15 protein-coding genes and 1 tRNA gene are annotated in these 14,018 nt (G+C 73.0%); 7 read left to right on the forward strand and 9 right to left on the reverse strand.

Annotated features, from left to right (window positions below):
* The first annotated feature begins 35 nt into the window (after positions 1 to 35).
* Entirely contained in the window at positions 36 to 2,543 is a 2,508-nt protein-coding gene (locus ACFYZ3_RS01415) for a phosphoribosyltransferase (RefSeq protein ID WP_388513157.1), read from the forward strand.
* Complete coding sequence (locus tag ACFYZ3_RS01420) at positions 2,543 to 3,355, forward strand: HAD family hydrolase (protein WP_388513160.1); 813 nt, start codon at positions 2,543 to 2,545, stop codon at positions 3,353 to 3,355. The genes ACFYZ3_RS01415 and ACFYZ3_RS01420 overlap by 1 nt, the downstream gene beginning before the upstream one ends.
* On the opposite strand, the gene ACFYZ3_RS01425 is transcribed toward ACFYZ3_RS01420, so the two are convergent.
* Positions 3,273 to 4,103, reverse strand: a complete 831-nt coding sequence (locus ACFYZ3_RS01425) for a DedA family protein (RefSeq protein ID WP_388513163.1) — start codon at positions 4,101 to 4,103, stop codon at positions 3,273 to 3,275. The two genes, ACFYZ3_RS01420 and ACFYZ3_RS01425, sit on opposite strands and share 83 nt — an antisense overlap.
* 132 nt (positions 4,104 to 4,235) lie before the next feature.
* Between ACFYZ3_RS01425 and ACFYZ3_RS01430 the strand changes: the two genes are divergently transcribed.
* Together ACFYZ3_RS01430 and ACFYZ3_RS01435 are read left to right on the forward strand one after the other, a co-directional pair.
* Complete coding sequence (locus tag ACFYZ3_RS01430; RefSeq protein WP_388513165.1) at positions 4,236 to 5,378, forward strand: sensor histidine kinase; 1,143 nt, start codon at positions 4,236 to 4,238, stop codon at positions 5,376 to 5,378.
* Positions 5,369 to 6,013, forward strand: a complete 645-nt coding sequence (locus tag ACFYZ3_RS01435) for a response regulator transcription factor (protein ID WP_356858846.1) — start codon at positions 5,369 to 5,371, stop codon at positions 6,011 to 6,013. The genes ACFYZ3_RS01430 and ACFYZ3_RS01435 overlap by 10 nt, the downstream gene beginning before the upstream one ends.
* Before the next feature lie 43 nt (positions 6,014 to 6,056).
* Here the strand turns inward: ACFYZ3_RS01435 and ACFYZ3_RS01440 are convergent, their stop codons facing one another.
* From ACFYZ3_RS01440 to ACFYZ3_RS01450, 3 genes are all read right to left on the reverse strand, one after another.
* Positions 6,057 to 6,275 carry a zinc ribbon domain-containing protein gene (locus ACFYZ3_RS01440; RefSeq protein ID WP_011028303.1) on the reverse strand — a complete coding sequence of 73 codons (219 nt, stop codon included), beginning with the start codon at positions 6,273 to 6,275 and terminating at the stop codon, positions 6,057 to 6,059.
* A gap of 56 nt (positions 6,276 to 6,331) precedes the next feature.
* Positions 6,332 to 7,735, reverse strand: coding sequence for a hypothetical protein (locus ACFYZ3_RS01445; protein ID WP_388513167.1), 1,404 nt, complete (start codon positions 7,733 to 7,735; stop codon positions 6,332 to 6,334).
* Between the two features lie 71 nt (positions 7,736 to 7,806).
* Complete coding sequence (locus tag ACFYZ3_RS01450; protein ID WP_388513169.1) at positions 7,807 to 8,577, reverse strand: DUF4097 family beta strand repeat-containing protein; 771 nt, start codon at positions 8,575 to 8,577, stop codon at positions 7,807 to 7,809.
* Between the two features lie 222 nt (positions 8,578 to 8,799).
* Here ACFYZ3_RS01450 and ACFYZ3_RS01455 point away from each other — a divergent pair.
* Positions 8,800 to 8,874, forward strand: a tRNA-Val gene (locus ACFYZ3_RS01455).
* A gap of 50 nt (positions 8,875 to 8,924) precedes the next feature.
* On the opposite strand, the gene ACFYZ3_RS01460 is transcribed toward ACFYZ3_RS01455, so the two are convergent.
* A complete protein-coding gene (locus tag ACFYZ3_RS01460; RefSeq protein WP_388513171.1) occupies positions 8,925 to 9,260 on the reverse strand; it encodes a hypothetical protein in 336 nt (111 codons plus the stop codon).
* A 115-nt stretch (positions 9,261 to 9,375) separates the two neighbouring features.
* Here ACFYZ3_RS01460 and ACFYZ3_RS01465 point away from each other — a divergent pair, with 115 nt between their 5' ends.
* A complete protein-coding gene (locus tag ACFYZ3_RS01465; RefSeq protein ID WP_388513172.1) occupies positions 9,376 to 9,543 on the forward strand; it encodes a hypothetical protein in 168 nt (55 codons plus the stop codon).
* Between the two features lie 4 nt (positions 9,544 to 9,547).
* Entirely contained in the window at positions 9,548 to 9,781 is a 234-nt protein-coding gene (locus ACFYZ3_RS01470) for a DUF2277 domain-containing protein (RefSeq protein WP_388513173.1), read from the forward strand.
* Positions 9,782 to 9,997: 216 nt separating this feature from the next.
* Here the strand turns inward: ACFYZ3_RS01470 and ACFYZ3_RS01475 are convergent, their stop codons facing one another.
* The 4 genes from ACFYZ3_RS01475 to ACFYZ3_RS01490 form a co-directional block, all read right to left on the reverse strand.
* Positions 9,998 to 10,672, reverse strand: coding sequence for a DedA family protein (locus ACFYZ3_RS01475; protein WP_388513175.1), 675 nt, complete (start codon positions 10,670 to 10,672; stop codon positions 9,998 to 10,000).
* A 138-nt stretch (positions 10,673 to 10,810) separates the two neighbouring features.
* A complete protein-coding gene (locus tag ACFYZ3_RS01480) occupies positions 10,811 to 11,272 on the reverse strand; it encodes a DoxX family protein (protein ID WP_356858830.1) in 462 nt (153 codons plus the stop codon).
* Positions 11,273 to 11,527: 255 nt separating this feature from the next.
* A complete protein-coding gene (locus ACFYZ3_RS01485; RefSeq protein ID WP_388513178.1) occupies positions 11,528 to 13,222 on the reverse strand; it encodes an alkaline phosphatase D family protein in 1,695 nt (564 codons plus the stop codon).
* An 88-nt stretch (positions 13,223 to 13,310) separates the two neighbouring features.
* Entirely contained in the window at positions 13,311 to 13,955 is a 645-nt protein-coding gene (locus ACFYZ3_RS01490) for an HNH endonuclease family protein (protein ID WP_388513180.1), read from the reverse strand.
* Positions 13,956 to 14,018 lie beyond the last annotated feature (63 nt).

Genomic DNA, 14,018 nt, shown 5'->3' on the forward strand with positions numbered 1-14,018 from the left:
CCCACGCCGCGGCGGACAACGGGAGGCACGAGTACATGACGGAGCGGGCGCACGCCGAGGGGCACGCCGAAAAGCACGCCGGAGAGCACGCCGGAGTCTGGTCCGGCAGCTGGGTCGCCGAGCGGCTCGGCGTCGGACTCGCCGGCGACGAGGCGCTGACCGGCATGCTGGGGCTCGCCCTGCGCCGCAACCCCAAGCGGGCACACCTGCTCGTCTCGAACGTGCTCGGCAAGCACGTCCCGCAGTCGCCCTCCGTCGTCTACGGCCACGGCGTCGCCCTCGGCCGGCGCGTCCGCGAACTGCTCGGCGCCGAGGAGGCCGAACGCGCCGTCGTCCTCGGCTACGCGGAGACCGCCACCGGACTCGGCCACTCCGTCGCCGACGGCCTGGGCCCCGCGCCCTACCTGCACTCCACCCGCCGTCCGGTCGCCCAAGTCGCCCGGGCGGGCGGCTTCGAGGAATCCCACTCGCACGCGACCTCCCACCTGCTGCTGCCCGAGGACCCGGCGCTGCTGGCCGGCGACGGGCCGCTGGTCCTCGTCGACGACGAGTTCTCCACCGGCAACACGGTGCTCAACACCGTCCGCGCCCTGCACGAGCGCTATCCCCGCAAGCGGTACGTCGTGGTCGCCCTGGTCGACATGCGCTCGCCCGCGGACGCCGGCCGGCTGGACGACTTCGCCCGGGAGATCGGCGCCCGCGTGGACCTGGTGACCACCGCCTCCGGCACGGTCCGGCTGCCGCCGGGCGTGCTGGAGAAGGGGCAGGAGCTGGTCGCCCGGCACGAGGCGACGGCCACGGAGCCGACCGGCCCCGCTCCGGACGCGCCCCCGGCCGGATCCGTCGAGCGCGTCCGGCTGCGCTGGCCGCACGACGTGCCCGACGGCGGACGGCACGGATTCACCGCCGCCCACCGGGCCCGGCTGGAGGCCGCCCTGCCCGCCATGGCGGCACGGATCGCCGACGCGCTCCCCGCCGGCGCCCGACGCGTGCTCGTCCTCGGCTTCGAGGAGCTCATGTACGCCCCCCTCCGCCTGGCCCACACGCTGGAGCAGACCGTGGGCGGCGACGTCGACGTGCGCTACTCCACCACCACCCGGTCTCCCGTCCTCGCCGTCGACGACCCCGGCTACGCCATCCGCACCCGCCTCGTCTTCCCCGCGCACGACGACCCGGCCGACGGCCCCGGCGAGCGCTACGCCTACAACGTCGCGGGCGGCGGCTTCGACACCGTCGTCGCCGTCGTCGACTCGGCCGCCGACACCCCCGCGCTGCACGCCCCGGACGGACTGCCGGCCCGGCTCGCCGCCCACGTCCCGCACGTCCTGCTCGCGGTCGTCCCCTCGTACGTCCCGCGCCCCCCGCACGCCCCCGAAAGGCCCTCCATGCTGCCCGAGCCCCTGCGTGGCCCCGACTTCTCCTCGTACGCGCCCGACGAGGTCGGCTGGCTGCTCCAGGACCTCTCGGACGTGACGCTGGAGGCGCCGACCGAGGAGCGCGAGGAGGCGATCCAGAGCGGCGGCGCGCACTACGCCGAGTCGCTGCCCGTGGAGTACCAGCCCAGCGAGCAGTACCAGGACCTGTTCCACGCGGCGCTCGAGACGTCCGCGGCCCGGCTGGCGCGCGCCGTCGGCGCCGTCACCGAGATCGTGCTCGCGGAACGGTCGCCCCGCCCCGTCCTGGTCTCCCTCGCCCGTGCGGGCACTCCCGTCGGCGTTCTGATGCGCCGCTGGGCGCAGTTCCGCCATGGTCTCGACCTCCCCCACTACGCCGTGTCGATCGTCCGGGGCCGCGGCATCGACGCCAACGCGCTGCGCTGGCTGGCCGACCACCACGACCCCGCCGACGTCGTCTTCGTCGACGGCTGGACCGGCAAGGGCGCCATCACCCGCGAACTCGCCGCCGCCCTGCGCGAATTCGAGGCCACCGACGGCATCACCGGCTTCGACCCGGAAATCGCCGTACTGGCCGATCCCGGCTCCTGCGTACGCACCTACGGCACCCGTGACGACTTCCTCATCCCCTCCGCCTGCCTCAACTCCACCGTCTCCGGCCTGATATCCCGCACCGTGCTCCGCGCCGACCTGGTCGGCCCGCACGACTTCCACGGCGCGAAGTTCTACCGCGAACTCGCCGGCGCCGACCTGTCACCGGACTTCCTCGACGCCGTCGCCGCCCGCTTCCCCGACGTCACGGACACGGTCGACACCCAGGCGAAGGACCTCCTCTCCGCCGACCGCACCCCCACCTGGGAGGGCTGGGCCGCCGTCGAGCGGATCAGCGAGGAGTACGGCATCCACGACGTGAACCTCGTCAAGCCCGGCGTCGGCGAGACCACGCGGGTGATGCTGCGCCGCGTCCCGTGGAAGGTGCTGGCCCGCACCGGAGCCGGCGCCGACCTGGACCATGTCCGCCTGCTGGCCGAACAGCGGGGCGTGCCCGTCGAGGAGGTCGCCGACCTCCCGTACACCTGTGTCGGGCTGATCCACCCCCAGTACACGCGGGGCGCCACCGGCGCCGACGGCAAGGCGGTGACGCTCTGATGCCCGTACTCGTCGCCAGCGACCTCGACCGCACGCTCATCTACTCCGCGGCCGCCCTCGGACTGACCATGCCCGACCTGAGGGCACCCCGCCTGCTGTGCGTCGAGGTCTACGAGAGCAGACCCCTCTCCTACCTGACCGAGACGGCCGCCCAACTGCTGACCGACCTCGGCGACTCGGCCCTCTTCGTGCCGACCACCACCCGGACCCGCAAGCAGTACCAGCGGATCAACCTCCCGGGCCCCGCGCCGAAGTACGCGATCTGCGCCAACGGCGGCCACCTGCTGGTGGACGGCGTCTCCGACCCCACCTGGCACGCCCGGGTGACCGCACGGCTGGCCGACGAATGCGCCTCGCTCGCCGAGGTCCGCGACCACCTGACGAACACCGCCGACCCGCTGTGGGTGCGCAAGCACCGGGTCGCCGAGGACCTCTTCGCCTACCTGGTCGTCGAACGCGACCTGCTGCCCCAGGACTGGGTGAAGGAACTCGCCGTGTGGGCCGAGAACCGCGGCTGGACCGTGTCCCTCCAGGGCCGCAAGATCTACGCCGTGCCCAAGCCGCTCACCAAGAGCGCCGCCGTGCACGAGGTCGCCCGCCGCACCGGCGCCGAACTCACCCTCGCCGCCGGGGACTCGCTCCTCGACGCCGACCTGCTCCTCGCCGCCGACCGCGGCTGGCGCCCGGGCCACGGCGAACTGGCCGACTCCGGATGGACGGCACCGACGATCAGCGCCTTGCCCGAGCGCGGCGTCCTGGCCGGTGAGCGGATCCTCCGCGAGTTCCTGCGCGCGGTGCGCCCGACTCGCTGAACCCGCCGTCCCCGTCCCCGGCACCGCCCCCGGTGCCGGGGCAGCCGTCGTCGTCGGCCGGCGGTTGTATGTCCCGCCGCCCGTCGTCGCCGCGGCCCCGCCGACGGTGACCGGCGCCCGGCCGCAGCAGCCGCATGACGACGAAGACCACCAGCGCCAGGGCGGCCGCCGCGAGGATCACCTTCGAATAGGTGGAGGCGATGCCCGAGACCTCCGACCAGTTGTCCCCCAGTGCGTAGCCCGCGAGCACGAACACGGTGTTCCAGATCGCGCTGCCCAGCGTCGTCAGGGCGAGGAAGACGGGCAGCCGCATCCGCTCCACACCCGCCGGCACGGAGATCAGGCTGCGGAAGATGGGGATCATCCGCCCGAAGAACACCGCCTTGGTCCCGTGCCGGAGGAACCACGCCTCCGTCTTCTCTATGTCGGACACCTTCACCAGCGGCAGCTTCCCCGCTATCGCCACCGTGCGGTCCCGGCCGAGCAGGGCACCGATCCCGTACAGGGCGAGCGCGCCGATCACCGAACCCGCCGTCGTCCACAGCAGGACGGCGATCAGGCTCATCCGGCCGGAGCTCGCCGCGAACCCGGCCAGCGGCAGGATCACCTCGCTCGGCAGGGGAGGAAAGAGGTTCTCCAGAGCGATGGCGAGACCGGCACCGGGGGCGCCGAGGGCGTCCATGAGGTCGTTGATCCACTGCGGTGCCGCACCGCTGTCCGCGGCCGGCTGCGCTGCGATGGCTGTCATGACGACCACGCTAGAAAATCGCGGCTGAAGGGACCCTGAGGAAGACCGCATGATCGATTGCGGTGTACCGCAGGCGGGAATTGCGGTTTTCCGCAGTGTGCCAGCCCACCGCGCCCGACTAGCCTCGCGATCATGCGAGTCATGGCGCGACGTGTAGTGCGGTGCGGGGCGGGCCTCATCCTGGGGACCGCCGCGGCCGCCGTCGAGCTGCTCTTCGCCCTGCTGGCCGGCGTGGCCCTGCTGCCGGTGGCCGCCTGGCCGAAGGGCCGCCGGGCCGTACTGCGCCCGGTCCTCGCGGGCGCGCGGGTCCTGACGGAGCTGGAGCGGGGCCGGCTGCGGATGTGGCTCGACCTGCGCGTCACGCCCGCGTACGAGGACGTGCGGGCGCTGCGGTACGTCGCCTGCCACTGGGCCCTGGGCGTCCTGGGCGGGGTCGTGATGCTGACGGCCGCCATCGGCCTGGCGTACGGCACCTTCGGGCTGTACGGCTGGCTCCTGCTGGACGGCATACGCAACCCCGGTTCGCTGGTCCTCGGCAGTCTGGGCGGCTTCTTCCTCGTGTTCCTCACCGTGCAGGGAATATTCGGTGTGGTGGGACTGGAGGGGCAGCTGGCCCGGCACTTCCTCGGCCCGCGCCACCAGGAGGAGCTGGAGCGGCGGATCGCCGAGCTGTCCGCCAGCCGCGCCGCCGTGGTCGACGCGGTGAACGACGAACGGCGCCGCATCGAGCGCGACCTGCACGACGGTGTGCAGCAGCGCCTCGTCGCCCTCGGCATGCTGCTCGGCCGGGCCCGCCGCAGCCAGGACGCCGGCCGCCGGGACCGCCTGCTGGGCCAGGCCCACGACGAGAGCCGCCGTGCCCTGGACGAGCTGCGCGAGGTGGCCTGGCGGATCTACCCGACCACGCTGGACGAGGCGGGGCTGCGCGCGGCCCTGGAGACGGTCGCCGAGCGGGCGTCCGTACCGGTGGGGGTGGAGTACGACCTGGCCGAGGAGCCCGAGCAGGCCGTGGCGACCGTCGCGTACTTCGTGGTCTGCGAGGCGGTCACCAACGCGGTCAAGCACGCGGCGCCGACCCGGATAAGCGTCGCAGTCAGAGCGGAGGAGAAACGGATGTACGTGAGCGTGCGGGACGACGGCTGCGGCGGGGCGAACGCCGCGGGCAGCGGACTGTTCGGCCTCGCCCGGCGCGTCGCCGCCCTCGACGGCAGCCTCAGCGTGGTCAGCCCGCCGGGAGGGCCGACCCTCGTCGCCGCGGAGCTGCCATGCGGGTGATCCTCGCCGAGGACTCGACCCTGCTGAGGGAGGGGCTGGTGCGGCTGCTGGCGGAGGAGGGCCACGAGGTCCTCGCGGCTGTCGGCAACGCCGAGCTGCTGCTGAAGGCGGTCGCCGAGGACCAGCCGGACGTGGTCGTCGCCGATGTCCGGATGCCGCCCACGCACACGGACGAGGGCCTGCGCGCGGCCCTGGAGATACGCGGACGGTGGCCGGGGGTCGGAGTGCTGGTGCTCTCGCAGTACGTGGAGAAGCGGTACGCGACCGAGCTGCTCACCGGGGAGACGGAAGGAGTCGGATATCTGCTCAAGGACCGGGTGGTCCAGGTCGACGAGTTCCTCGACGCGCTGGAGCGGGTGGCCGCCGGACGCGCCGCGTTCGACCCGGAGGTCGTCCGTCAGCTGCTCGGCCGGACGACGCACACCGACCTGCTCGCCCGGCTGACCGTGCGGGAGCGGGACGTGCTGGCCGAGATGGCGCAGGGCCACACCAACGCGGCGATCGCGCATCGGCTGCACATCTCGCAGAGCGCGGTGGAGAAACACACCAACGCGATCTTCGACAAACTCGAGCTGACCGGAGGGGAGGGCTATTCACGCAGGGTGCTCGCGGTCCTGCGCTACCTGGGGAGCTGACGGGAGCCGAGGGCGATCCGGCAGGAGCGCAAGGGCGCCGGGCTCAGCCGCAGCAGCCGCCACCGCAGCAACCCCCACCGCCACCGCCGCCCGACGACGGCGCCGGTGCGGAGGCCGAGCCGCCGACCGCGACCGTCGACAGCAGCTTCACCGTGTCGTCGTGGCCCGCCGGACAGGCGGCGGGAGCGGAGGACTCGGCCATGGGACGGCTCAGTTCGAAGGTGTCGCCGCAGCTGCGGCAGCGGTACTCGTAGCGAGGCATGGGCACAGATTAACCGGCACGGCCGCCCACAGGTCCCGGTCGGCCGATCCCGGTGATCAGTGACCGGCCCCGCGCTCCTCGCGGATCTGGGTGACCACATGGGCCACCGTCTGCCGGACCGCTTCCGTCTCCGTCAGGAAGTGCCAGTAGTTGGGGTGCCGCCCCTCCAGCGTGGTGATCGCCCGTTCCAGCCGGGCCACGGCCTCGTCCAGGGGACGTGCGTGACGGGGCTCGGGGGTGTTGCGGCCGGCCATGGCCAGGCGCTGGGCGTCGCGGATCGCGAAGCGGGTGCGCTCGATCTCCTGCTGCGGGTCCTTCTGCACGGCGTTCAGCTGCCGCAGCCGGTCGCCTGCCGCCGATACGGCCTCGTCGGTCGAGTTCAGCAGTGCTCGCACCGTCGACAGCAGGGCGGTGGCGTCGGGCCAGCGCTGGTCGTCGCGGGCGGTCTGCGCCTCGGCCAGCTTCCGCTCGGCCTGCCGGACCGATTCGGTGGCCTGGTCCGGCACGTGCTGGAGGTCCTGCCAGCAGGCGGCGGTGAACCGGCGCCGCAGCTCGCTCAGCACCGGCTCGACCTGTTCGGTGCGGGTGGTCAGCGCCTGGGCGCGGGTGCGCAGGGAGACCAGGCGGTGGCCGATCTCGGCGGCGCGCTCGGGCAGTCGTTCCGCCTCGGCGCGGACCGCCTCGGCCTCACGGGTGACCCGTTCGGCCCGCTCCAGGGTCTGGGGCACCCCGTGCTGTCCCGCGCCCTGGTTCAGCCGGGTCAGTTCCGGACCGAGGGTGGCGAGACGGGTGGCGAGGTCGTCCGCCTTCAGACCGGAGCCGCGTGCGGCGTCCAGGGCGTTGGAGGCGGCGAGCAGGGCCTGCCGGGCCCGTTCGACGGCGGGCGCCAGCCGGGCCAGCTGGGTCTCCGCCTTGCCCAGCAGTGGGCCGAGGCCCTCGGCGAAGCGGTCGAGTTCCTGTTTGACCCGGCCCAGCTCGGTCCTGGCGGCGGTCAGTTCCGTGCGGGCGCGGGAGGCGGCCGACGCTTCCAGGTCGTCCCGGTCCAGGTCGTGGGCGTCGACGGCGCTGATGTACTGGTGGCTGACCTCGTCGATGCGCCGGCCGAGGGCATCGAAGTCGGTGACCGCACGCCGGGCGGCGGGGGAGGAGTCGACGGCCGCGATCGTCTCTATCGAGATCCGCAGGTCCCGCTGGGCGGTGTCCAGTTCGTAGAACGCGGCGGCCGCGTCGTCCTTCGCGGTCTGGGCCTCCGCCCGCTGGCTCTCGGCCCGCCCGCCGAACCAGCGCCGTGTACCGCCCCCGGCGAATGCCGCGGGGAGCGCGAGCACGGCCAGCAGGGGCAGACCCATCAGGGTGAGCGTGCCGGTGACCACGCCGGCCCGGCGCCGGCGGAAGCGGTGCGGCAGGCGCTGGGCGCGCGCCACCATCGGCGAGTACGGCTGCGATGGCGTCGCCGTCACATCACTCTCCCGTGTCGTCCGTCCTGCCCGGGTTCATTCTCCCACCCGTTAGGGACGAACACACGGGCCGGTCAGTTCGCGGTTCGCACGGTGATTCTGCCGTCGACGGACCGGGCGTCGACCACGTGCGTGCCGGCGTCGTCGGTGGGCACGGACACGTCGACCGCGCCGTCGTCGGTGTCGGTGGACACCTTGTACGTGGCCCGGGGCAGCGAGATCGTCGCGGAGCCGTCGTCGGTGCGGGACTCCACCTGGTCCGGGACGGTGCCGAGGTCCAGCCGGACCGAGCCGTCGCGGGTGTGCGTCCGCACCTGGCGGGAGGAGACCGCGGCGCGTACGGAACCGTCGTCGGTGCGCACTTCCAGCGGCCCGGAGGAGTCGGTGACGTGCACGGAGCCGTCGCCGGTACGGATGTTCAGCGCGTCCTCGAAGCCGCTGGCCCGCACGCTGCCGTCCCCTTCCTTCACCTTGACGGCGATGCCGCGCGGCACCTCGATGCGGTGCTTGGCCGCGCAGTCGGCGACGACGCCGGAGCAGTGCATCCGCAGCACCAGCCGGTCGCCGTCCATCTTCCAGGTCACCTCGGGGTCCGAGCCGATGGCGACCGACCCGGAGAACCACCGCGTGACCTGGATCTTCCCGGACGCGTGGTCGTCCGAGGCGACGATCTCCAGGGCGGAGTCGTCGGAGTCGACGGTGAGCGTACGGCCCTGGAGGGCGAACGACCGGTGCTCGGGGTCGTTGTCGTCCGAGGCGGAGGCGCAGGCGCTGAGGCCCGCGACGAGGACGGCGACGGCGCCGACGGCGGCCAACGTGCGGACGGGAACGGTACGGGCGGGCATGACGGTCTCCCCCTGGACGGACGACGAGGTGCCGCACCCGGGGCCCTCCGCGCGGCGGAGACCTTCCCGGTGAGGCTCTTCGACCGTACGGAGCGGGCGCTCACGCCGGGATCCGGGCCGCTACCGGATCGAGGGTGGGGTTAACCCCCGACCCCGCCCGAGCACGGTGGGAACGCGTTTGCCGGGCAGCGCCCCGGGCCATGTAGGCTGTCGACTCGTCCTGGGTGCGTAGCTCAGGGGTAGAGCGCCTGCCTTACAAGCAGGATGTCGGCGGTTCGAAACCGTCCGCGCCCACCAGGACCGGCGCCGTCGTCGGCGCGGAGGCCCCCGGAGATCTTCCGGGGGCCTTACGCGTGCGGGCCCTCATGCGCGTGTTTCAGCTCCGACCGGGCGCTCACCTGGTCCGGGCCGGTTATCTCCGACCAGTAGCGATGGGTGCTGACGAACACGGCCAGCTCGCGCTCGCGCTGCCGGAGCTTCTCGACCTCGGCCTGCTCGTCCGCCGACCAGCCGGGGGAGGCCGGGCGTTCGACCTTGCGCCAGCCGTTGTCGTCGCTGAAGCCGTCGAGCGGTTCGACGGACCAGGGAAGTCTCTTGAGCAGGGCCGACAGCTCGGCCCGGACCTGATGCAGTTCCTCCTGACCGGCGAGGAGATCACTGGGGAAATCATAGGTCGTAGCCACGTTTCAATGATACGCCTGTTCGATTTTGAGGCGCGCGTTCCCTTCGGTGGTTCACGCGAAAGGGTGGCCCCGCGGCCCGGCCCGACTGTCAGACCCCTGCCCTACCGTGAAAGACATGGACGGCATGGACGAGCGGATCGCGCCGGGCGTCGACCACGCCGTCTCCAACGCGGTCTGCCGAGGGGCCGGGGTCAGGCTCCCCGGGCAGGTCGGCTTCGAGTATCCGAAGGGCCACTGGATCAGGTCGAACGACTGGCGGGTGGACCTCGAGAAGGGAGACTGACGTCATGTGCCGCAGCATCAAGACCCTGCGTCCGCCCGTGCTGGCCGAGGAGGCCACCGAGGACGAGATCAGGGCCGCCGCCCTTCAGTACGTACGCAAGGTCTCCGGATTCCGTGCGCCCGCCGCGCACAACCAGGAGGTCTTCGACCGCGCCGTCGAGGCCGTCACCGAGGCCACGACCGAGCTGCTGGCCGACCTGGAAATACGGGGAGGCGCCGGAGCGCGAAAGGCCTCCTGACGCCGAGGGGCGGCCCGGCGAGCCGTCTGACGCCGAGTCGTGGCGCCCTCGCGAGCTGGTCGGTCGATGCCCGGCGCCACGCGGCCTCGGGTGCCATGCGGCCTCGGGTGCCATGCCGCTTCCGGCGTCACGCGGCCTCCGGTGCCATGCGGCCTCCGGCGCTACGAGGGACTTGCTGCCACGAGTTTCACGCAGCCATGAGTCTCCGCCGCGCCGCTACGACGCCTCCGTCGTTCGTGGCTGGCGGCGCATCAGGTAGGCCGCTGCCGCGCCCGCACCGAAGAGCGCCACCAGCGACACTCCCGTCGCCAGCCACGTGGCGCCCAGCCACTGGCCGCCGAAGTAGCCGAGGGCGACGCTGTACGCGGCCCAGGCCAGGCCGGCCAGGGCCGACCAGGGGAGGAACTCCCGGACCCGGCGATGGGCCGCGCCGGCGACGAGTGAGACGACCGAGCGGCCGGCGGGGGCGAAACGGGCCAGGACGACGAGGGCGCCGCCGCCGCGGGCCAGGGCGCCGCCGAGACGTTCCTGCGCGGTGGTCAGCCGCCGGGAACGGGCGATCGCGCGGTCCAGCCGTGCCCCGCCGCGCCAGGCGAGGCGGTAGACGGCCAGGTCGCCGACGACGGAGGCGGTCGCCGCGCAGAGCGTGAGGACGAGGATGTCGGGGACGTCCTGCGGGACCCGTCCGGCGGCCGCCGCTCCCGAACCCGCGGCCGCCGCCGTCGCCGCCGTGATCACCAGGACCCCGCTCGGCAGCACCGGCAGGAAGATGTCGAGGAGCACCGAGGCGCCCACCAGCACATAAATCCATGGGCTGCTGACCAGCGACCCGATACTTCCCAGACCTTCGACCACGACAACTCCCCGGTACTCCCCCGTGGGCCGGGCCATGCCGCGAGACGCGGGGACGGCAGGAGCGGCCAATGACAGCCATACAGCGTACGCCCGGGGTGTGACAGAGGGTTCACAGGGGGCTTGTGTGATCGACGCAAGGCGTTCACACGGAGGAGGGGGCCCGCGGCGGTCCGGTCAGGCGGCGACCGGCGTCTGCCGCTCGGGGGCGGACTCGTCCCGCTCGGACACGCGGCGGGCGAGGAGACGGTCCAGGCCGAAGGCGCCGGAACCGGTGAAGGCGAGCAGCAGGAAGGCCCAGCAGAACATGGCGGGGGCCTCACCGCCGTTCTCCATCGGCCACAGGGCGTTCGGCTGGTGCACCTTGAAGTAGGCGTAGGCCATCGAGCCGGAGCAGATGACCGCGGCCGGGCGGGTGCCGAGGCCCAGTAGGACGAGGCCGCCGCCGACCAGTTGGATCACGGCCGCGTACCAGCCCGGCCAGGTTCCCGCGTCGATCGTGCCGCCCGTCATCGCGGCGCCGCCGAGGACGCCGAAGAGGGAGGCGGCGCCGTGGCAGGCGAAGAGCAGGCCGACGACTATGCGGAACAGGCCGAGAACATACGGCTGGGCGCTGGTGCTGTTGAGGCGTGCGGGCATACGGGGGTGCTCCTTCGGTCGGCCGGCCGGGGCGGGCCGGTGGGGGACGGAACCGAGTGGGCTGCCCACGTTAGGTGAGCCTAATGAGTACTTGCAAGTTCAACATTCCGCCATAACCTGACGTGCAGTCACCTGCCCGACGCTGCCGCCGGTCCAGGTGGGAGCGCTCCCACACGCGCGGCGCGGCCCGCCGATGTGACTCGATTCATACCCCGCCCCGCACTCGCCGACTCGTGCCGGAACAACGCCGTGCGGCTACGTCAGCTCCCGGTCCGTGACCGTCCGCAGGACGTTCGTCCCGTCCCGGTTCGCGCGGGCCTGTTCCAGGCGCAGCCGGGCCGACCGCCCCCGCAGGGTCAGCGTCATGATCTGGTTGCCGAACCAGGGCCCGCCGGTCCTGCGCCAGCCCACCGCCGGGGGCGCACAGCGTCCGTGCCGGGCGATGCGCCGCCCGAGGGCCCGCGCCGGAGCGCTCCAGCCGAAGCGGAAGCCGAGGCGGATCGAGACCGGCACCGAGTTGTGGACGGGGGAACAGGTCAGCTGGGCCACCCGCGCGTCGGGCGTACGCCCCGGCCACGACGGCTCGGCCACGTAGGCGTGGTGGACGTCGCCCGACAGCACGCTCACCGTCGCGGGCGCCCCCGGCCCGGTACCGGCATCGGCGATCAGGTCGCCGAGGGCGTCGAAGGACGAGGGGAACGCGGACCAGTGCTCCAGGTCGGCGCCGCGCCGTATCCGTTCCCCGATCCGTGCCCAGCGGGGGCCCCGCTCGCCGCCGCACATCGCGGCGTTCCACGCCTCCACGTCGTGCACCAGGTGGGGCAGCAGCCAGGGCAGGGAGGTGCCGATCAGCAGGTGGTCGTAAGCACCGTCACTGTCACCGTCACTGTCGCCGTCGCCGTCGCCGTCGCCGTCGCCGTCGCCGTCGCCCCGTCCCTCCATGACCTGCTCGCGCAGCCAGGCGGCCTCGCCCGGGTCGAGCATCGTGCGGCGGTCCTCCTCCAGGACGCGAGCCGCGCGGGAGTCGACCATCAGCAGCCGGGTGCGCCCGAAGTCGCGGCGGTAGCTCCAGCGGACGGAGGCCGGATCGGCGTCGGCCCGTGCGGCGAACTCCCGCAGGACGTCGGTGCCGTCGGCCGCCTCCCGGACGGCCGTGTAGAGCGGGTCGGCGGCCAGTTCGTCCGGGGAGAGGTTGCCCAGCTGCTGGTACACCCAGTACGACATCAGCCCGCTCAGCACCCGCTCCTGCCACCAGTCGGTGGCCCGCATGTCGGCGAGCCAGGCGGCGGAGGTGTTCCAGTCGTCGATGACGTCGTGGTCGTCGAAGATCATGCAGCTCGGCACGGTGGACAGCAGCCAGCGCACCTCGGGGTCGAGCCAGGACTCGTAGTAGAGCCGGGTGTACTCCTCGTAGTCGGCGACCTGGGCGCCGGGGCCCGCCTCCACGTCGCGGCGGCCGGCGATCCACTCGCGCGTGGCGTCGGAGATCTCGTCGGCGTACACCTGGTCGCCGAGCAGCAGCAGAACGTCCGGGCGGGCGCCGCCGGGATCGGCCGCGACGCGCGCGGAGAGGGTGTCCAGGGCGTCGGGGCCCACCCGGCCCTTGCCTCCCGAGGGCGGCGCCGCCCAGCGGCAGGAGCCGAAGGCGACGCGCATGCCGTCGTCGTCCCCGGGCGTGGCGATCACCGACGGTGGGAAGCGGGAGTCGCGCGGCGGCCACACGCCCGTGCCGTCGAGCAGCACCTCGTACTCCGTCGCCGTGCCGGGGGTCAGCCCGCCGACCGGGACCAGCGCGTAGTGGTGGTCCGCGATCCTGAAGCTGCGGGCCGTGCCCCGGGCGCCGTCGGCGCAGCGCACCTCGGCCGTGCAGGGGCGGTCCGTCTCGACCCAGACGGTCGCGCACGCACCGTCGGTGTACCTCAGCAGTGGGCCCAGGCGCAGTTCCGCCATGATGATCCTCTCCTCCGTCGCCCCGTACGGTACGGAACGACGGAGGCCGGTGGGGAGGTTCCGCGCCGAACGGACGGTGTACGGGCCGTCAGCAGTTGGCGAGGTAGCCCTGGAGGGCGGACTTCTCCGCCGAGTCGACCGAGAGGTCGTAGTAGTACTTCACCTGCACCCAGGCGCGCACGTACGTGCAGCGGTAGGCGCTGCGCGAGGGCATCCAGGTGGCCGGGTCCTGGTCGCCCTTGGACTGGTTGACGTTGTCGGTGACGGCGAGGAGCTGGGGCCGGGTCAGGTCGTTGGCGAAGGACTGCCGCAGCGAGGTGGTCCAGGAGTCGGCGCCGGAGTCCCAGGCCTCGGCGAGCGGCACCAGGTGGTCGATGTCGACGTCGGAGGAGGCGGACCAGGTGGCCCCGTCGTAGGGGGAGTACCAACTGCCGCTGGTGGCGGCGCAGGAGGAGTCGGTGACGACGTTCGTGCCGTCGCGCTTGAGGATCGTCTCGCGGGTGTTGCAGGTGCCGGACTGGGTGATCCAGTGCGGGAAGAGGTCGCGGTCGTAACCGGTGCGGTCCTCGGTGGCCACCGTGAGGGAGGCGAGGTAGGTGCGGGCGGTGGCGGCGCTGACCGGGGTGGGGAGGGCGGCGGAGGCGGCCGGGCCGTTGAGGAGCCCGGCGGAGGCTATGAGCCCGGTGAACGCGGCGAGGAAACCGAGCCGTCGACGCGCGTAGAACTTCGGCATGCGAACTCCCTTGGGGTGTGGGGGTGTTGGGACGCGGGCAGGGGAATGCTCGCGACGCCGCAT

Source organism: Streptomyces sp. NPDC001599, from assembly GCF_042893535.1.
Taxonomy (GTDB): domain Bacteria; phylum Actinomycetota; class Actinomycetes; order Streptomycetales; family Streptomycetaceae; genus Streptomyces.